This window comes from Pollutimonas thiosulfatoxidans (assembly GCF_004022565.1).
Taxonomy (GTDB): domain Bacteria; phylum Pseudomonadota; class Gammaproteobacteria; order Burkholderiales; family Burkholderiaceae_B; genus Pusillimonas_D; species Pusillimonas_D thiosulfatoxidans.
This window is the reverse complement of sequence record NZ_CP022987.1, coordinates 97687-117033: the sequence shown is the minus strand read 5'-3', so window position 1 is coordinate 117033 and position 19347 is coordinate 97687. Positions and strand designations below refer to the sequence as shown.

Below are 19347 nucleotides of genomic sequence, written 5' to 3'. Positions count from 1 at the left end.
GCACCAGCCGGGACATGGGCCGGCCCGCTTGCCCTGCTCTTGGCGCCGGCCGTCGGAAAATCCTCGGCCAGGCGCCGCCACACCACATGATAGGACGCCACCATGGCTTCCAGACTGAATAGCCGCGCCACGCGGTCGCGGCCCCGTGCGAGTCGGGCGGCATGCTCGGGCGTGCCAAGCACACCCACCGCCTGGTTGATGGCCGCAGCAAGCGCGCTTGCATCCTGTGCCGGCGCCACCCAGCCGGCATCGTCCACCATCATGGCGGCGTCACCCACGTCAGTGACCACGCAAGCCACGCCGGCCGCCATGGCCTCGGCCACCACATTGGGAAAGCCTTCGGCACGACTGGACAGTACATGCACGTCCAGCCCATTGATCAGCGTGGGCACGTCATCGCGACGGCCCAGCAAGATGACCTTGTCGCGCAGGCCGTAGCGATCCAGCAGTCCGCAAAGCTCGGCATTGCTCTCGTCCATGCCCTGACCGATAAGGACGCAGCGCATATGGGGGTAGCTGTCCAGGCTCTGCGAGAAAGCCGCAAGCAAATTGTGATGGTCCTTCAGTGGGTTCCAGCGCGCTACGCTGCCGATGACTGGCGTATCGCTTGACACGCCCCACTGCTGCCTGGCCTGTCCGCGTGCAATGGCGTCCGCCTGCCAACGCGACAGGTCGTAGCCATTGGGAATGACCAGCATGCGGTCGGCCCGATAGCCCCATTGCTGATGCCGACGCGCCGCATTCTCGGCGCAGGAGACGATGACGGCTGGAACCGAGCCGGAAACGCGCGCACAAAGCCAGGACAGGACACGGGCGGACGGACTGCTCTTGTGCAGGTCTGCGCCGGAATTGCGTATGCCCCACGACACGGCACGTATACCTGCCAAGCGCGCAATCAAGCCGCCGACCAGATCGGCGTGATACATCCAGGTTTGCACGACATCCGGGCGCAACTCGCGCAGCAAATGGAACAAACGCCACAGCCCGTTGAGCGCAGCCTTGGGCCCGTGCATGTGCAAGGTATGCAAGGCGATGCCGGCCGCCTGGAGCCGCGGTCCGAACACGCCGGCGTCGCCCATGGAAATCACAATGTGGGTATCGGGCTGTGTCGGCGCGGTGACCAGACGATGCAGCACGGTTTCCGCACCGCCCAGACCCAGGCCGGAAATAATATGCACGACGCGCAAGCCGCCCTGTTGACGCAAGGGTTCGGGCATCAGCTTGCCTCGACAGCGGCCTCGACGGCCGGTTCGCTGGCGGCTGCGATAACACCATCCCAGGTGTGCAAGACCTCGTCCAGCCCGTAGCGCTCGCGCACAAAGCTTGCGGCGTGGCGCCCCATGACATCACGCAGGGTGTGGTCTGCCATCAGTTGCGACAAGGCCCGGACCAGCGCGCCCTGGTCGCCCAAGGGCACCAGCAAGGCATACTTGCCGTCCTGCGTAATCTCGCGCGGGCCGCTGGGACAGTCCACGGTCACGCAAGCCCGACCCAGCGCCATGGCTTCAAGCAAGACGTTAGGAAAGCCTTCCACTTCGGAGGTCATCGCAAAAGCGTCGGCGCGCGACAGCTCCGTCCAGGGTTCGGCAGTTCGTCCGGGCAACGAGATGCGTGAGGACAAGCCTGTTTCCTGAACACTTTGCTTGAGCTCGTCGCGCAAGGGGCCATCGCCCCAGATGGTGAGATCCCAGTCCGGATAATCGGGCGCCAGGGCGGCGAAAGCCTGGATCAGGGTGTCGAAACGCTTGATAGGCACCAGCCGGCCCATGGCCATGAGATGACGCCGTTGCGGCGCTTCGGCTGCGCTACGCGCCGGTGCAGGCTCGGGCAGGTCGGGCGGCAAGGGGTTGGGAACAACCACCAGCTTGCGCATGCCGGGCACCATATCGGTAAAGGCAGCCACGCTGTCTTCGGACTGCAGCACCACCGTCGACGCCCAGGGATAGCTCAGGCGGCGCAGTCGCTGCAACCATTTGCCGGCACTGGTACTGAAGGCGGGATGCGTTCTTTCGCACACGATGACCGGCACGCCCAGCCCCCGCGTGGCAAACAGCACGACCACGTTGACATTGGTCAGAAAGGAAATGATGACATCGGGATTGGTGTCGCGCACCAGGCGGCGTATGGCAAAGCGTTTGGCCAGCGGCGTGAAGAAGGTTCTGCCCACCCAGCCCATGCGATCGGCAAGCCACACCAGCCGCACCGCGGGATTCAGCGTATAAAAGCAACTGCCTTTGCCGGTGTAGGTCGGCACCAGTGTGACCGTATCGCCACGACGTGCCCAGCCGCTGGCCAGCGTCGCCGCCACACGTTCGGCACCGCCTGCATGCATCGAGCTGACAAAGAACAGTATCCTCATGCTCCCCTCTCGCTATCGTTGATCCGGGTTTGCTCCAGCCAGGCTTGTGTCATCAATACCGACCACAAGTGCGTACTCCAATCGTGCTTGCCGGCCTGATGTTCGCGCCATTTTTGCATGACAGGCGCCGCATGGAAGATGCCGCCATCGCGCAGGCGGACGGGGTCCAGCAAGGCCGCGCCCCAATCTTGCAGCGGCCCACGCAGCCAGGCAGCCATAGGCACCGAGAAGCCCTTCTTGGGCCTGTCGACCATAGCCTGCGGCACGTGCCGGTACAGCAATTGACGCAACAGCCACTTGCCGCGACCATCGCGTATCTTGTAGCCCAAGGGCAGGCGCTGTGCAAACTCGAACACCCGATGATCGATCATGGGCACGCGGGTCTCCAGGCTGCACGCCATGGCGGCGCGGTCGACCTTGACGAGAATATCGTCAGGCAGATAGGTGGCGGCATCAAGCTGCATCATGCGTTGGAAGAACTCGCCTTCGCCCGGGTCATCGAAAAGGGTGTGTGGTGCTTGGGCATTTATCAGCGCTGTTGCGGGGTCCTTCCAGTACGACACGAACTGCCGGTAGAAAACACCGGCATGGGGCGCGCCCATTGCTTGAGACAGCTTGTCCAGTCGATCGCGGCGATGCCCGGTCGGAAGCAGCCCCGCCGCAGCCCGCGCCCCCGCCGACAAGGGCCCACGCAGCATGGCCGGTATTGCCGCCCTCTTGCGCCACCACTGGTCGGCACGGAAATAGCGCGAATAGCCGCCAAACAGCTCGTCGCCGCCGTCGCCCGACAAAGCGACCGTTACGTGCTGGCGCGCCATGCGCGTGACCAGCACCGTGGGTATCTGGGAAGAATCGGCAAACGGCTCGTCGTACATGCCGGCCAGTTGGGGAACGACCGCAAGCGCATCGTCGGCCGATACGTAAAGCTCGGTATGCCTGGTGCCCAGTTGCTGCGCCACCGCAGCCGCATGCTGCGCCTCATTAAAGGCGGGGTCGTCAAAACCTATGGAAAAGCTGCGCACCGGCTGGCTTTGGGCTTTCTGCATCAAGGCCACGATGAGGGACGAGTCGATCCCGCCTGACAGGAAAGCGCCCAGCTCGACATCGGCAATCATCTGCCCCTGTACGGCATTGCCCAATACCGACTCCAGCGCATCGACGGCCGCCTCATCGGTATCGAAGCTCAGGGGATGCTCGCGCCCAGCCTGTGCAGCCCCTTCGACGGACCAATAGGTCTGTGCCGGCGGCAGTTCGCGACGACGCAGATGCGTGGCCGTCAGTTGGACCAGGGTGCCGGGCAGCAGCTTGCCCACTGCGGCATAGATGCTGTAAGGAGCCGGAATATAGTTGTGCCGCAACAGCAATGACAAGGCTCTGCGGTCCAGGTTGCGGTCCAGTGCAGGCATACGGGCCAGCGCCTTGAGCTCGGAGGCAAATACAAAAGTGTCGCCCGCATAACCCAGATACAGCGGCTTCTCGCCCAGCCTGTCGCGCATCAGGGTCAGCACGCGGTCCTGCCTGTCCCACAGCGCCATGGCAAACATGCCTACCGCAGCCTGTAGCGTTGCTTCTACGCCCCAGGCGGCGAAACCGGCCAGCACCGTTTCGGTATCGGAGTGCCCGCGCCAGTCGGGGGCCTGTCCCTGCGAGGCCAGTGTGGCGCGCAACTGAAGGTGGTTATAGATTTCACCATTAAGCACCAGCGCATAGCGCCCGCAAGCCGACACCATGGGTTGATGGCCGGCCGGGGTCAGGTCCAGTATGGCCAGTCGCACGTGCCCCAGCGCCAGGCCGGCCTCGGAATCTTCCCAATAGCCTTCGCTGTCCGGACCGCGATGGCGCATGCGGCGGCAGCCCTCTTGCAGGACGGACCGCTTGTCGGCCATAGGGCCCCAGACTCCAACGATTCCACACATAGTCGTTCGCTCGCGCGCGGTCTTGCGGCCGCCTTACTGCACTTCAAACAAATGTCCCCACAACGCCATGATGCGTGTGGTGGAGAACCGGTCGCGTACATCCACGGCACGGCGGGCGAAGGCCTCGCGCTGTGCCGGATGCGCCATCATATCGGACAGATGCGCTGCCAGTGCGTGATTGTCGTCTGCCGGGCTGACCAGCACACCGTCGATGCCGTTGCGTACGATCTCGCGCGGGCCGGTCTCGCAATCAAAGGCCACCGGCGCCAGCCCGCTGGCCATGGCTTCCAGCAAGGTGTTGGACAGCCCTTCGACGCGTGAACTCAACGCGTACAGATCGGCCTGCACGTACCAATCGGCCACATTGCCTACCCGCCCCGGCATACTGATGCGGTCAGCCAGGCCCGCGTCGTCGATCTGCTGCTGCAGGGTGTCGCGCAGCTCGCCTTCGCCAAGAATCACCAGATCCCAGTTGGGGAAATGCCCGGCGATCTCCTCAAAGGCGCGTATCAGCAGGTCAAAGCCCTTGTGTGGATGCAGGCGCCCGACCGCCAGAATGCGATAGCGGCCCTGGCGAGGCGGCGGCTCGATGATGGGCTCGCTGCGCTCCAGCGGCCAGCGCACCGCATTGGGTATGACCGTCAGTTGTGAGCCTGGCACGTGCTTCTCCAGCCAGGCCGAAGTGCCTGCCGTCAGCGCCACTACCGCGGACGCCTGGGGGTAGGCCCAGCGGCGCAGCCGCTGCCATATCTCGGGCAGTTCCTGCGAGGGGGGATGCGTATGCTCGGTGGCAATCACGCGGCATGGCATGCTGCGGGCCGCAACGATAGCCAGTATGGAAGAGGTGGTCATCATGCCCAGCACCACGGTGGGTCGCTCGCGCTTGATGATGCGGCGCAAGCGCCAGACACGCCGCAAATTGGCCAGGACAGCGTCCAGCCTGCCGGCACTGGCCGACGCCGTGCCCAGCACATGGCGTTTTACTTTCTGGTGCAGCACATAGGCATCCGTGGACGGATCGGTCTGGGTCACAACGGAAACCCGATAACCCCTCAATACCCAGTATGCGCTCAAGTCGGCGGCCACACGCTCGGCGCCGCCGCCATTCAATGAATGAATGACGATCATCAGATGCGGTTGATGGGATGGTGAACTCAATACAGTACCTGCTTGTGTCATGCTAACGGGATGCCGTCGCCGCTGCCGGCGGTTTCAAGGCCACTACAACATAGCAGCTATACGACAAGGCATACATCAGACTTGTGGCCAGCATGATGCCTTCGGGCCCCATTATGGGGGCCAGGACGACGTTCATGACAGCCTTGAATAGAAAATTGGCCACCGCGATGGCGGCCATGATGCGATATCGATTCTGGCTGGCCAGCAACTGCACCAGAATCAACACGCCAAAATAAAACGGCATCTGCAGCAGGCCCCAGCGCAACACGCTGGCCACCGCGACCGTGTCGTTTGCCGTGAAAGCGCCGCGCTGGAACAGAAACTCGACGCCCCAGGGCGCCAGTACCCAACCCGCCACGGTTACCACCGCCCCGCCGGCTATCATCAATACCGACCACTTCAAGGCCGTGCTGCGCGCACGGCCGGCATCGCCCCGGCTTTGGATGTCCGCCAGCACGGGCAAGGCCGCGCGCCCTACCGACGCCGCGCCCACGCCCAGCAGCAGCGACAACAGGCGGCTGGCATAGCCTAGGGTGGAGTTCGCATTGGCTCCCAGTTGCGCAGCGGTGTACTGATCAATAGGCCCCACGCAGCTCATGGCCACCTGGCCCACCAGCATCACCCCGGCGGCCTTGACCAGATCGGGCCACTGGTGCGATGTAAAGCCCAAGCGTGGCCGCCCCCACATGCCGTCGGCCTTGGATGCCAGCCACAGCAGCCAGACGGACTGAATCAAATACCCAACCAGCGTTCCCCATAGCAGGGGGCCGACGTCGTGTACGGTCACCGTTGTCGCCAGCAGCACCCAGATCAGGATCACCACCGCCGGCACACTGTCCAGCAAGGTATTGATATGCCGCTCGTGAGCGCGCAGGCGTGCGGCGCTGATGCCCGTCATCAAGGTCAGCAAGGCGGCGGGCGCAAAGGCGAAGGTGAGCTCGGTGCTCATGCGCTGCGCTTCGGCAGGCAGGCCCTGGCCGGCAAACTGCAGCACCCATGGCCAGGCAGCGTAAATCAGCACCGCCAGAACGGTGCCCACGGCGATCATCCAGCCCTGCAGCTCGCCCAGGAAGCGCGCCCGGCTGCTGCGGTCCTCGCTGCGCGTGCGCACCAGCACGGGTATCAGCACGACCGACAGGGCGCCCACGATGGTGATCGGCAGCCAGTTGGCCATCACCATGGTGAACTGATAGGCGTCGACGGCCTCGCTGATGCCGTAGCGGTAGGCCACGGCCATTTCCTTGAAGGCCCCGGCCGCCTTCCCGAGCAACAGGAAGAACGCCACACGCATGGCGCCCAGGGCAATGCGCCGGTGATCCGAATGCAGCCCCTCGAGCCGCTGCTTCAGGCTCTTCAAGTCAACGCAGGAACTGCGTGTACCAGGGCATTGATACTTCCAGCCCTTGAACGATATTGTGCATAGGCTCGTAACCCAGCAACTGCTTGGCTTTGGAGATGTCGGCTTGCGAGTGCCTGACATCACCCGGCCGGAACTCTGCATAGACCGGCTGCTTGTCGTAAACGATGCCGGTAGTGCCCAAGGTCTTGGCCAGGTAGTCGAACAATTCATTCAGGCTGGTGCGCGCGTTATAGGCCACGTTGTACACCTGGTTGACCCCTTCTGGCTGCGCCAGGGAAGCCAGGATATTGGCCTGCACCACGTTGTCGATGAAGCAAAAATCGCGGCTGGTTTCGCCATCGCCATTCACCACGACATCTTCGCCACGTATCATGGCCGCGATCCATTTCGGGATGACGGCGGCATAGGCGCCGTTGGGGTCCTGACGCTTGCCGAAAACATTGAAGTAGCGCAGCCCGATACTGCCGAAACCGTAGGCGCGCGCAAAGACGTCAGCGTACAACTCATTTACATACTTGGTCACCGCATAGGGCGATAGCGGACGGCCTATGCGGTCTTCCACCTTGGGCAGCGCCTCGTGATCGCCATAAGTAGAACTGGACGCGGCATACACAAAGGACTGGACTTCGGCGTCGCGCGCCGCCACCAGCAAGTTCAGGAAGCCGTCGATGTTCACACTGTTGGTGGTGATGGGGTCTTTCAGCGACCGCGGCACCGAGCCCAGGGCCGCCTGATGCAAGACATGATCCACACCCTTAAGGGCTTGCCGGCAGGTATCCAGCTCGCGGATATCGCCTTCGACGAAGCGGAAATTGGCCCACTGCTGTGGCGTGACGGTTTTCTGGACCTCATCCAGGTTGTACTGATGGCCGGTAGAAAAGTTATCCAGGCCCACCACTTTCTGGCCCATGACCAAAAGCGCTTCAAGCAGGTTGGAACCGATAAAGCCCGCGCAGCCGGTCACCAGCCAGACCCGGGGCTGGCTTTGCAAATTGGCGGTCACTTCTTGATAACGAGTACTCATGGTGGGGAACTCCTTACAAACGCAGATCGGATTCGCTTTCCGCAAGCACGTATTTCAGGTCATACAGCACATGATCCGGCTTGCCCAGTGCGTGCACGGCCGCTGCACCCATGTCGACGAACTGCTCGTGGGCGACGGCAAGAATAATGGCGTCGTAAGTGCCTGCCTGCGGCTGCGCTACAGGATCAATGCCGTATTCGCGCTGCGCTTCTGCCGCGTCTACCCAAGGGTCGCAGACATCGACCTGTATGCTGTAGTCGGCCAGCTCGCGCACGATATCCACAATACGCGTATTGCGCAGATCAGGACAGTTCTCTTTGAAGGCCAGGCCCATTACCAATACGCGCGAGCCTTGCACCTGTATGCAGCGCTTGGTCATGGCCTTGACCAACTGCGACACGACATAGCCGCCCATGGAGTCATTCAGTCGGCGGCCGGCCAGGATGATTTCCGGGTGATAGCCGATGGACTGCGCCTTGTGCGTCAGGTAGTAGGGATCCACGCCTATGCAATGGCCGCCGACCAGGCCGGGCCGGAAAGGCAGGAAGTTCCATTTTGTGCCGGCCGCTTCCAACACGGCTTGCGTGTCGATGCCCAGCTTGTTAAAGATAAGCGCCAACTCGTTGATCAATGCAATATTGACATCGCGCTGCGTGTTCTCGATAACCTTGGCGGCTTCGGCCACGCGAATGGACGGCGCCTTGTGCGTACCGGCCACAATAATTTCCGCGTACAACTGATCGATCAGCTCGGCGATTTCGGGGGTGGAGCCAGAAGTCACCTTGCGTATGGTCGATACCCGATGCTGCTTATCGCCCGGATTGATGCGCTCGGGGCTATAGCCGGCATAGAAATCTTCGTTAAAGCGCAGGCCCGACACGCGTTCCAGCACCGGCACGCATTCCTCTTCGGTTGCGCCCGGATAGACGGTCGATTCATAAATGACGATATCGCCGCGCTTCAAGACCTTGCCTATGGTCTCGCTGGCGCGTATAAGCGGCGTAAGGTCCGGCTGCTTGTACGCGTCGATAGGCGTGGGTACGGTCACGACGAACACATTGGCTTCGGCCAGATGCTCGGCAGTGTGGGTGAAGCGCAGCTGCTGCGCCTCGGCAAGCTCTTCAGTGCTGACTTCCAGCGTGTGATCCCTACCTTCGTTAAGTTCGGAAATGCGACGTGCATTGATGTCGAAACCGAGCACGGATCGCTTCTTGCCAAACTCCACTGCCAGCGGCAGACCCACGTAGCCCAGTCCGACCACGGCAAGTTTCACGTCTTGTATTTGCAACTTGAATCTCCTGCGCCTTGCGCTAAAAAGAAGAGGTAAATTTTACAAGCATCTATTTCCGTCGATTATCGCGCCCCAGCGAGGGCAATAACAACCATGATGGCCGGCGCCACGATACGAGACGCGAATACAGCCACAAATAGACACTCGAGAACACCACCAGACTGGCACATAACGCCCAGGCGTTATCCCACCAGATGGTAGCCGGCACCAGCCCGATCAGGGCCAACACCCATAAATAGGGGGAAGTCATGGCATTGCACAGGGCCGGCACGGCGTGCCGGCTGTCTCGACTGAAGGTAACGCGTACCAGCCGCCGAAAGACCAATTGGTGCAGATGCAGGGCATCGGGCTGATCGACAGGCGTGCCGCGTTTGAAGCGGCGGCGCCAGATGGAAAACACGGTTTCGAAGACGGGATAGAACAACACCGCCAAGGCATAGAAAGGCGACACGCTGGGATTGCGCACCACCAGTTGCACTGCCAGCTCGGCCAACATGAACCCCAGGAAATAAGCGCCCCCATCGCCCAGGAAGACCCGGCCGAAGGGAAAATTCCAGACCAGGAAACCCAGCGTGGCGGATGCCAGCGCGGCGGCAATCAAAAAGATGGGGATGTCCTGAACTTGCAGCGCGACCAAGGCCAGCGACAGCGCCATCAAGGTCGCGATCATGCCGGCCAGGCCGTTCATGCCGTCCACAATGTTCAGGGCGTGAGTGCAGCCGCCGACCGCCACCATGGTGAACAACAAAGAGATAGGCCAGAACGACAGTATCCAGTCGGCCCACTCTATTCCGACCCGCGACACGCCGCCCAGGAGCCACCACGCAATGGCTGCGGAGATGAATGCGGCCATCAATCGCTTGCCCGAGCCCACGTCCTTGGTGATGTCTTCGACCAGGCCCGCGACAAACACCGGCAAGGCCGCGATAAACAGCACTGGCCATAGCCAGGTCAACGTCATATTGCTCGGGCCCAGCACCAGCAGGCCGGCCAGACTGCCCGCCAGCACGGCCAGCCCGCCCACGCGCGGCGTGGAGCGCGTATGGCTGGCTTGCGGCTTGTCCATGTCGCTATCACCGGTAAATTTGCCGTGCCAGCGTTCAGAGGCAACTATCAAGCCGCCGACCATGAAGGCCACGATACAAATATAGAACCAGGTAAACGAATCCCAAAGCTCAGGCGAAAACACAGAACCCCTATCTAGAGTGAAACTGCCCCATTATCGACTGCAGATGTAACAACCGGCGGGACGCCGCTGTAATAAATGCAACAAATTAGCGTAGGAGCAAATCAGGTGCCATGCTATCGGCCGAACGGTGATAGGCTTTATAGCCAAAAAAAATCAAAAAAAAAGCCCGAGATCGTGAGATCTCGGGCTAAATCCACCAAAGGAGGAGGGTGGAGGAGACAACCTTGGCATGTCGGGCTACTAAAGCGCTAGGGCTTGAGACCAGGCGATTGGGGTTTTCCCTCTGCAATCACGTTTCGACATCCGATAACTAAAGTGTATAGCGTCCTTTTGTGCGTTGCAAGATATATGGGGCAAAAAAGTTGTAACGTTGTTTAAAAACGATAGGCCGTGGTCGTCATGACCTTGGACATTCCCCTCATTAATAGTCGTACCGGTTTGGGCAAGCGATGAGCCCCCTGCTTCTCGGCCGTGCGACGATGCACGATTTCGTCCTGACGCATTTGTTCCACAATGTCACGTGATCGCACATCGGTAGCAGGCAGGTCTTGCAGATGCTGATCCAGGTGCTGCTCGACCTGGCGCTCGGTCTCGGCCATGAAGCCCAAGTTTTTTCCTCGTCCTGCTTTGCTGGCCAGCAGGCCCAAAGTGAAAGATCCGGCATACCACAACGGGTTCAGCAAGCTGGGCCGGCTTTCCAGCTCGTTCAGGCGCTCTTGGCACCAGACCAGGTGATCGACCTCTTCTGCAGCCGCGCCGTGCAGCACATCACGAATTGCTGCATCGCCGCAAAATACTGCCTGCCCCCGGTACAAGGCCTGAGCGCAAATCTCGCCTACATGGTTAACCCGCATCAAACCGGCGGCGTGTCGCTGCTCCGTTGGCGTTAGCTGGGGCTCGGCTTCTGTCTTGAAGGGCAGCTTGCCTGCGGGATTAGGCCGACCGGCGTGGACGGAGCCATCCAGTACGCTGACCGCCCGGCCGACTTCGGCCAGGATGTTGTCCACGACGCTCATTTGGCGAGAGAACTGAACCGACGGTTTTATTGCTTCCTGCATGCTTCAACGACTCCTTTACCGGAAAAACCTTCGTACCCGTTGCCTTTCGGTCCACAGCCACAAGACGGGCAGCAAGATCGCAATCGCTACCAAGCCACGTCCTGCGAGCTCCTGGTCGCCCAGCAGATAGAAGTTGCACAAGCGCTCGGGGTTTTCCTGATACAACAGGCCTACGATGGCCGACATCCAGGAAAAATTGCCCACGAAAAACAACTTTATCACGCTGCTGGATCGACGCAGCGAATCGAACAGCACTAACCCAGCAATAAAGAGACCCACAAACTTCATGATGTCGGCCGGGACGGATACCAACACGTCGTCCAGCGCCTTGGGTATCATCCAGAACGCCCCGGCAAAACTGGCCGCCAGCAATCCCGGAACACCAAATTCGTTGTACCGCGCATATCTATCCAGCAGGCTGTCCAGCCACGCGGGATTGCGGTCACGGCCGAGGGCGGACGCCGCCGCCCCGGCGAAAATGCCTGAAAAAAGGATAAGAGGAATGTGAACCAGCATGTGCAAGGCCATGGTCTGCGTCAGCATGGACTTGAACACCAGCGCCAGCACCAAGGTCAAAGCGCTGATCGCCGCAAACTGCCCCACCCGGCGCTTCATGGTTGCAACCCGCGCGCCAGGCGCAGCAATTCGGCGGCATTGCCCAGATCCACAATACGATGCAAGCGCCCGTCGGGCGTTACCAAGTGAAAGGCCGCGTTATGCTCGTACTGATCCAGCGGGGCCGGCACCACCACAATGCCAAAGGCATCCAGCACCGCTTTGCGCTCGATGGGATCGCTAAGGGTAGCGAACTGCCAAACAGCCGGATCGGCTTTCATGCTGGTGGCATAGCGCGCCAGCATATCGGCAGTATCGGCCGGATCGAAGCTTAGACTAAGTATGCGCAAGCGCCCTGCCAGGCCCTGCTGCTGTATGGTCGCTTGCAACTGCTGCATTTCGCTGCCCATGGCCAGGCAGATGGAAAAACAGCGCGTATAAATAAAATTGATCACCGCCACGCGTCCGTCGCGCTGCAGCTCTTCTGCAAGGTTGACCTTAGGGGCGGCCGCGGTAAGCAGCGACGCCGGCGGGATAGCGCGCGGCTGCCGCGCAATATCAGCGCGCCGCGCGCTTTCGCTGGTCAGAACCGTAAAGCCGTCTGTCTTGAAGAACACGGCGCCGGTTCCTGCAGCAATCACCAGCAGCAGTGCCAGTATTAGCCTCATGGCCGGCGCGCTATTTCATGGCCTGCAAGTCGGCGTCGCCCTTCCAGGGTTCGGTACGGTCTGCCGTTGCCGCACGTTCCGCCTTGACGGTCTCGGCGTCGACGGGCTCGGACGTATTGCCAAAGTTGCTACGGATATAGCTGACTACCGCCGCGACTTCGGCGTCATTCATCTTGTCCTTGAAGGTGGGCATCTGGCTGTTGTAGGTCGTGCCCCCCACGGTCATTTCGCCGGTTACGCCGTGCAGTACGATCTGTATCGCCAGCGAGCCCTTGCCATTGACCCATTCGGAATCCGCTAAGGGCGGGAAGACACCAGGTAAGCCCTGGCCCGAGGCCTGATGGCAGGCCAGGCATTGGGCCGTGTAAAGCTGCGCGCCATCCACCACGCCGCCCGGCGCGGGGGCCGCCACGGCAAAGTCCGCGGCACTGCGGCGATCACCGTATGATGGCTGTTCGCCCTGATGCGTGAAGGCGATATAGCCGATGGACCACGCAAACAGCGCTCCTACAATCAGCACCACCAGCCAGGGTACCTTCCGATATCCTTCACTGGGCTCGGGCATTTCGCGCTGCTGCGCGGCGATACGTTTGGGTTCATTCATGTGTTTTGTCCGCGAATGCGTTGCACGTTATTGGGCGTCGTCTTCCAGGGGCGGATCGACGGGGTAGGTGCGATCAAGCGCCAGTAAGTACTCCACCAGATCGAGCGCTTCTGGACGCGCCACCACCACCTTGCCCACCGGCGCATAGGCCGGCGGCAGGTTCACGACCCGATCGCCTGCCTCGGCCTCATCCTTTACCTCGAACATATAGGGATAGGACGGCATGATGCTGCCCGGCACATAGGCGCGCGGCTGATACAAGTGCCCCAGGTTCCAGTCGGCACTGGGCTGTCGTGCACCGATGTTGAGCAGGTCGGGGCCTGTGCGCATCGTGCCCAACAGATGCGGGTTGTCGTAGAAATAGTCGCCCGCAACCGGCGCGCGGCCCCACCCGCGCTTGAAGTCCGGGGCCTGCGCTTGTGCACGCGGTTGCTGGGTATGGCAGTACACGCAGCCGTTCTCTATGTATTGCTGACGACCACGCAACTGCGCCGAGGTGTAAGGCTTGAGCCCATCAGGCGGCTGCACGTCCGACAGCTGCATGTAGGGAACAACGACCAGCGTGGCCGTTGCCAGGGCCAGGGTCACCATCGCCCCGCCCAGAAGTTTGTATTCGCTTTCCATGATCAGGCCTCCGCGGCTACAACGGCTGGCGTAGCAGCAACGGTCGAGGGTTTATGAAACAGTGCCGGTCCGACACGCTTGCGGCCGTAGCGCAAGGCCATCGTGACAAAATGCCCGGCAAACACCAGATGCCCCAACGTCATGATGGCGCCGCCGACGGTGCGCGACTCGAGATAAGGCAAGGTAATGCGGACCGACTCCATGAAGGGCACGCTGGCGTCCAGCATGGCTACGCCCTGCAGCCACCCACCTATCGACAGGCCAATGAAGTAGACGGCAAAGCCCACCACCACCAGCCAGAAATGCAGCGCGATAAGTCTCGGGTAAGGCCATTCCCACGACATCACGCGAGGCATCACGAAATACATGGCGCCGAACATGACGAGCGAGAAGAAACCGTAAAGCCCCAGGTGCGCATGAGCGACCGTGAAGTGGGTGAAGTGAGCAACCGTATTCACGCTGCGCAGGGCCTGGAACGAGCCCTGCACGGAGCTAAGCGTATACATCATGCCGCCCAGCACAATAAAGCGCAGGGTCGGTGAGTAGAACAAGGTCTTGAAGTGATGACGCATGGTCAGGTGCTGGTTGACCGAGAAGGCCAGCACCGGCACGATCATCATGATGCTTTGCACGATGGACAGCGTAATCAGCCAGCCGGGTACCGGACCGCCTATCAAGTGGTGGCCACCGACCTGCCCGTAGAAAAAGGCCAGCGCCCAGAATCCCAACAAGGACAGGTTGTACGACTGTATTGGCCGGCCGATGATCTTGGGCAAGAAGTAATACACCGATGCCAGGGCCACAGGGGTATAGAACAGGCCCAGCACGTTATGGCCGAACCACCAGTTCATGGTGGCCTGCTCTACGCCAAAGTGCACGGCCGGCAGGTTGCCCACCAGGAACAGCACCGGGAACCAGAACAAGGCCGCACCCATGTACCAGATGGACACATACAAATGGTCCGCCTTGCGATTCTGCAAAGTGAAAACCAGTGGCAAACCGATAAGCGCACCGCCAACGACGAACAGGATGTCGATCTGCCAGGGAATCTCCAGCCACTCCAGGCCGTCATTGAAACCGGCAGCGATACTGCCCAACCCCGCAATCAAGGCCGCATTCCAGAGCATGGCTCCCAGCAACGCGAAGCGGCCGCCCATCAGCTCCGTCTTGAGCAGGCGCGGCAACATCCAGATGGCGATACCGAAGGCCGCCATGGGCGCCCAGCCATAGGCCACGGCGTTCAGATGCAAGGTGCGCATCCGGCCGAAAGTCATCCAGGCGTACTGCGTCATGAAATCCGGCTCGTGCAACTTGATCGAGCTGATCAGCCCCGCCGCCGAAGCAAAAATCAGCCACACGACGGCACAGGCCAGGAAGGTAAAGGTTACATAAGCCGTGGAGCGGTCCGCGCGCACGCGCTCTTCCAGCTCCTGTTTCACTTGCGCTTCCTGCACCGGATCGGCCGCACGTGCAGGCCTGGCATCCATGGCACTTTGCAGTGCCGCGTGCTGCGCGGGCGTGGCCGAAGGCTCTTCCACCCGGCCAATCTCCCCTTCCGAGAAAATGACGCGCGCGGCGGCAGGGTTGTCATCAAACAGATTCTTGCGTAAAGACCAGATGAATACGAATAGACCCGTCACTGACAAGGTGAATGTCAGTAGCAGTATGGTGATGGTGTTCATGAGAGTTCCTGAACGATGGCCCGTAAGGCGCGGTAACCGGTGCCAGCCCGTGGGCAGAGGCTTTCCAAAGCTAGGAAACCGGTGAGGTGAAAAGATTCGTTAAACGAAGAAACCGCAGGTATGATAACAAAAACATCGGGTAAACCCTTAATCACCCTACAGCCCATGCTGGAAATACGAATTGAGTATGATTAGGGATTCCGAATCAAGCAGGAAACCGGCATGGAATGCACAATCGACTGGAGCGGCCCAGAAGGGATGCTATTCGTAGCACGCACCGGTAGCGGCCACGTTACAGCCATGGATGGCGCACCCGATGGGGGCGGCAATAATCTGGCCCCCCGCCCTATGGAAATGCTGCTGACTGGAGCGGGCGGCTGCGCCGCTTACGACGTGGTCCTGATCCTGAAGCGAGGTCGCCATGCGGTTACGCATTGTCGCGTCAAGCTTACGGGCGAGCGCGCCACCGTCGACCCCAAGGTATTCACCAACATCCATTTCGAGTTCATTGTCACGGGCAAGAACCTGCCCATCGCTGCGGTCGAGCGTGCAGTGCAGCTGTCACACGAAAAATATTGTTCGGCCACCGCCATGCTGGCCAAGACGGCCAGCATCACGCACTCGGTCAGCCTTATCGAGGCCTGAAGCCGAACAAGGGCCGCGGTGCAGGGCGGCTGTGCTATCTGCCCATCATGGTCTGGGGCAGCCACAGCGCCAGCCCGGGCACAAAGGCGCTCATCGAGTTGCACTGTTTGCCTATGTTGCGCTGGGGTGCTTGTTAAGCGTGATGTCCGGCGTGAACTGGCCAGTTGAGGTCGTCGCTGGCGCAATCCTGGGTTTTATATCGGTGCGATTCGCCCACTGGTATTACCGTTATGGGCGCAAGCTGGTGGGGCGTACCAGCGACTGCAAATACTGACCCCACCCCTTACACCGCAATCGGCGCCGAAATACCCGGATGCGGGTCGTAGCCGATGATCTCGAAATCTTCAAACTGGTAGTCGTAAACGGATGCCGGCCGTCGCTTGATGTTCAGCTGCGGCAAGGCGCGCGGCTCGCGACCCAACTGGGTTTGTATCTGCGTGCCGTGGTTCGAGTAGGCGTGCAGATCGCCTATGCTGACAACGATCTCGTGCGGAACCAGATCCACCTGCTGCGCCAGCATGTGGGTCAGCAAGGCCAGCGAGGCAATGTTGTAGGGCAGGCCCAGGAAACTATCCGAGCTGCGTATATAAAGCTGCGACGACAGGCGACCGTTGGCCACATAGAACTGATACAGCAGGTGGCAAGGCGGCAAGGCCATGCGTCCATTTTTTGCGTTCTGTTGTGGGCTGACGGATTCTTGGGGCAGGTATTCGGGATTCCAGCCATGAAAAAGAATGCGCCGGCTGTTGGGGTTGTTGCGCAGCGTGTCGACGACGTAGTCGATCTGATTGATGGTACCGCCGTCGCGGGTGGGCCAGGCCGTCCATTGCTTGCCATAAACGGGGCCAAGCTCGCCGTCTTCGGTGGCCCACTCGTTCCAGATGCTGACGCCGTGCTCGCGCAGCCAGCCTACATTGGTATTGCCGCTTAAGAACCAGATAAGCTCGTTGGCGATGCTTTTGAAGTGCAGCTTCTTGGTCGTCAATAACGGGAAGCCCTTGGACAAGTCATGACGAATTTGCCGGCCAAACACCGAAGTCGTGCCTGTGCCGGTGCGATCACCTTTCTGCACACCGTTTTCAAGGATATCACCTAGAAGTTCAAGATACTGTTTCACTTTTACCGCCTAAACTGTTTGCCTGTATTTGGGCTACCATTTTGCTCTATTTGACCTCATAAAGCCGTCTCATGCCTGCACCGCTTATTCAGCTTGTTGTCGCTTATTCGCGCAACCGCGTCATTGGCCGCGATAACGACCTGCCCTGGAAGCTGCCTTCCGACCTGGCGCACTTCAAGCGCGTGACCTTGGGCCACCCCATCGTCATGGGCCGCAACACCTGGAATTCATTGGGTCGCCCCCTGCCGGGACGGCCCAATCTGGTCATCAGCAGCCAGGCCGACCTTCCCGCCACCGGCGCCACCGTCTACCCCAGCCTGGATGCCGCATTGGAAGATTGCAGCCAAGCCGACAAGGTATGCATTATCGGCGGTGAACAACTGTTTCGCCACGCATTGGCTATTGCCGATGAAATCATCGCCACGGAAATCCACGCCGATATCGAAGGCGACACGTTTTTTCCGGCGCTGGACCTTGGCACATGGCAAGAATTTTCCAGGCAAGCGCAGCCCGAAGAGAACGGCCTGCGCTTCGATTTCGTGACTTACCGCCGGCAAGCCGTTGGCGATTGAGCCTTATACCGGCCCGGCAGCGCCCACTTCGCGCATGAATTCCCACAGCCGCGGGTGCGTTGAATAAGCCACATTGAATCGCATCCACGCCGTATCGGTCTGGTCGGGATCGAAGTACAAGCCCGGCGCCAGCCAGATCCCATGCGGGAGCGCAAGTTCTGCCAATGCGGAGGCGCCACGCCCCTGCCAGGCCTGACCCGGACGCGCCCAGAGAAATAGGCCTGCCTGAGGACGCGCGTAGGTCTCGAAACCATGTTGGTCCATCAGGTGACCGAGCTCGTCGTGAGCCTGGCGCAGGCGATCTTGCAAGCGCAGTAAGTGCGCCTGATGGCGGCCCTGACGCAGCACCTGGTAGACCGTACGCTCCATGAGCTCGGGCGTCGTCAGGCCCAAGGTCATCTTGGTTTGCGCCATGTCCTTGAGCATTGCGGCGTTCGCCACCACATAGCCGACCCGCATGGATGGCATGATGCTTTTGGAAAAGCCCGACACGTAGATGACGCGATCCGTGCCGCCCATCGCCGCCAACATGGGTCCCAGGCCCGGCAGCAGGTCGCGCGACACGTCGTCTTCAATGACTCGAAAATTGTACTGCTCGGCCAGTTGCAACACGCGAAAGGCCTCACCCATGGTCAGGCTGGTACCCGTGGGATTATGCAGGACGGTATTGACGAACAAGGCTTTCACGCCATGGTCGCGCGCGGCCTCTTCCAGGCTTTGCATGCACAGCCCGTCCGCCTTGCGCGGCACGCCAACCGGACGCAGGCCCGCAAGCCGCAGCGATTGCAGAAAATTGGCATAACAGGGCAGTTCTACCGCAATGGCGTCCCCCGCGCGCAGCAGCGTACGTAAGACGATATCCAAGGCTTGCGTGGCGCCTTGCGTCAGGAGGATCTGATCCGTTTCGAGAATAAGGCCATGCTGCCTCAGCGACTGCTGGATATGTTCACGCAGGGGGTGATAACCATAGGGGTGGCCATAGCCGGCTATCTGATTGACCGGCGTGCGTGCTACCTGCCGCAGGGACTGCTGCAGGCCGGCTTCGTTCAGCCAGTCGGACGGCAGCCAACCGCAACCGGATTTGATCGGAATGGAATGATCGGCAAATACATCGGCCAGCAACCACGCCGCACCCATGCGGGGCGGTAGCCAGTCAACCGGGGCGCGGGGCTGGCGACCGGGCGCCGCCGTGAGGGCCACCCGATAACCCGAACCGGGACGGGAGGTCAACTGATTCTGCGCCACCAGCCGGCTGTAGGCAGCGGATACGGTAAAGGTACTTAGCCCGTGCAAGCGCGCAAATTGGCGCACTGAGGGCAGCGCCATGCCGGGCCGCAGCACCCCTTGCAGGATGGCTTGCTCGATGGCATCCACTGCCTGATCCACCAGAGACGGCCCCTGTCTGCGATCGCGTACCGGCTCGAAAAAAAGCATGTCCCCAACCTGATATCTATACAGTTACCTAGATATTATCAGTACAGTGCTTCTGCTATCCATTAACTGT

At 60.8% G+C, this 19347-nt stretch carries 17 protein-coding genes and 1 pseudogene; 2 read left to right on the top strand and 16 right to left on the bottom strand.

The window, feature by feature from the left end; translation table 11 throughout:
* Positions 1 to 248: 248 nt before the first annotated feature.
* The 14 genes and pseudogenes from CKA81_RS17435 to CKA81_RS00465 all read right to left on the bottom strand — a co-directional run.
* Positions 249 to 1217, bottom strand: a pseudogene (locus tag CKA81_RS17435) (glycosyltransferase); the annotation flags it as partial.
* Positions 1217 to 2359, bottom strand: a complete 1143-nt coding sequence (locus tag CKA81_RS00525) for a glycosyltransferase family 4 protein (RefSeq protein ID WP_128353543.1) — start codon at positions 2357 to 2359, stop codon at positions 1217 to 1219. The pseudogene CKA81_RS17435 and the gene CKA81_RS00525, both read right to left, overlap by 1 nt.
* Entirely contained in the window at positions 2356 to 4275 is a 1920-nt protein-coding gene (gene asnB / locus CKA81_RS00520) for an asparagine synthase (glutamine-hydrolyzing) (protein ID WP_128353542.1), read from the bottom strand. The genes CKA81_RS00525 and asnB overlap by 4 nt, the downstream gene beginning before the upstream one ends.
* Before the next feature lie 33 nt (positions 4276 to 4308).
* Complete coding sequence (locus CKA81_RS00515) at positions 4309 to 5433, bottom strand: glycosyltransferase family 4 protein (RefSeq protein ID WP_128353541.1); 1125 nt, start codon at positions 5431 to 5433, stop codon at positions 4309 to 4311.
* 22 nt (positions 5434 to 5455) lie between these two features.
* Positions 5456 to 6811, bottom strand: coding sequence for a murein biosynthesis integral membrane protein MurJ (murJ, locus tag CKA81_RS00510; protein WP_128353540.1), 1356 nt, complete (start codon positions 6809 to 6811; stop codon positions 5456 to 5458).
* Position 6812: 1 nt separating this feature from the next.
* Complete coding sequence (locus CKA81_RS00505; protein WP_128353539.1) at positions 6813 to 7838, bottom strand: SDR family oxidoreductase; 1026 nt, start codon at positions 7836 to 7838, stop codon at positions 6813 to 6815.
* A gap of 13 nt (positions 7839 to 7851) precedes the next feature.
* Positions 7852 to 9126 (bottom strand): Vi polysaccharide biosynthesis UDP-N-acetylglucosamine C-6 dehydrogenase TviB, encoded by a 1275-nt coding sequence (tviB, locus tag CKA81_RS00500; RefSeq protein WP_128353538.1) that lies wholly within the window; start codon positions 9124 to 9126, stop codon positions 7852 to 7854.
* Between the two features lie 52 nt (positions 9127 to 9178).
* Positions 9179 to 10258 carry an MraY family glycosyltransferase gene (locus tag CKA81_RS00495; protein WP_128356421.1) on the bottom strand — a complete coding sequence of 360 codons (1080 nt, stop codon included), beginning with the start codon at positions 10256 to 10258 and terminating at the stop codon, positions 9179 to 9181.
* A 434-nt stretch (positions 10259 to 10692) separates the two neighbouring features.
* Positions 10693 to 11376, bottom strand: a complete 684-nt coding sequence (coq7, locus tag CKA81_RS00490) for a 2-polyprenyl-3-methyl-6-methoxy-1,4-benzoquinone monooxygenase (protein ID WP_128353537.1) — start codon at positions 11374 to 11376, stop codon at positions 10693 to 10695.
* A 15-nt stretch (positions 11377 to 11391) separates the two neighbouring features.
* Complete coding sequence (locus CKA81_RS00485; protein WP_128353536.1) at positions 11392 to 11991, bottom strand: hypothetical protein; 600 nt, start codon at positions 11989 to 11991, stop codon at positions 11392 to 11394.
* Complete coding sequence (locus CKA81_RS00480) at positions 11988 to 12599, bottom strand: SCO family protein (protein ID WP_128353535.1); 612 nt, start codon at positions 12597 to 12599, stop codon at positions 11988 to 11990. The genes CKA81_RS00485 and CKA81_RS00480 overlap by 4 nt, the downstream gene beginning before the upstream one ends.
* 10 nt (positions 12600 to 12609) lie before the next feature.
* A complete protein-coding gene (locus CKA81_RS00475) occupies positions 12610 to 13203 on the bottom strand; it encodes a c-type cytochrome (protein WP_128353534.1) in 594 nt (197 codons plus the stop codon).
* A gap of 27 nt (positions 13204 to 13230) precedes the next feature.
* Complete coding sequence (locus CKA81_RS00470) at positions 13231 to 13827, bottom strand: cbb3-type cytochrome c oxidase subunit II (RefSeq protein WP_128353533.1); 597 nt, start codon at positions 13825 to 13827, stop codon at positions 13231 to 13233.
* Between the two features lie 2 nt (positions 13828 to 13829).
* Complete coding sequence (locus tag CKA81_RS00465) at positions 13830 to 15509, bottom strand: cbb3-type cytochrome c oxidase subunit I (protein WP_128353532.1); 1680 nt, start codon at positions 15507 to 15509, stop codon at positions 13830 to 13832.
* 222 nt (positions 15510 to 15731) lie between these two features.
* Between CKA81_RS00465 and CKA81_RS00460 the strand changes: the two genes are divergently transcribed.
* Positions 15732 to 16154, top strand: coding sequence for an OsmC family protein (locus CKA81_RS00460; protein ID WP_128353531.1), 423 nt, complete (start codon positions 15732 to 15734; stop codon positions 16152 to 16154).
* A 283-nt stretch (positions 16155 to 16437) separates the two neighbouring features.
* On the opposite strand, the gene CKA81_RS00455 is transcribed toward CKA81_RS00460, so the two are convergent.
* The gene (locus CKA81_RS00455; RefSeq protein ID WP_128353530.1) at positions 16438 to 17271 is read right to left on the bottom strand and encodes a thymidylate synthase; all 834 of its coding nucleotides are present in this window, start codon (positions 17269 to 17271) and stop codon (positions 16438 to 16440) included.
* 71 nt (positions 17272 to 17342) lie between these two features.
* Here CKA81_RS00455 and CKA81_RS00450 point away from each other — a divergent pair, with 71 nt between their 5' ends.
* Positions 17343 to 17843, top strand: a complete 501-nt coding sequence (locus CKA81_RS00450) for a dihydrofolate reductase (protein ID WP_128353529.1) — start codon at positions 17343 to 17345, stop codon at positions 17841 to 17843.
* A 3-nt stretch (positions 17844 to 17846) separates the two neighbouring features.
* Here CKA81_RS00450 and CKA81_RS00445 read toward each other — a convergent pair whose 3' ends face one another.
* The gene (locus tag CKA81_RS00445) at positions 17847 to 19277 is read right to left on the bottom strand and encodes an aminotransferase-like domain-containing protein (protein WP_128353528.1); all 1431 of its coding nucleotides are present in this window, start codon (positions 19275 to 19277) and stop codon (positions 17847 to 17849) included.
* Between the last annotated feature and the right edge of the window lie 70 nt (positions 19278 to 19347).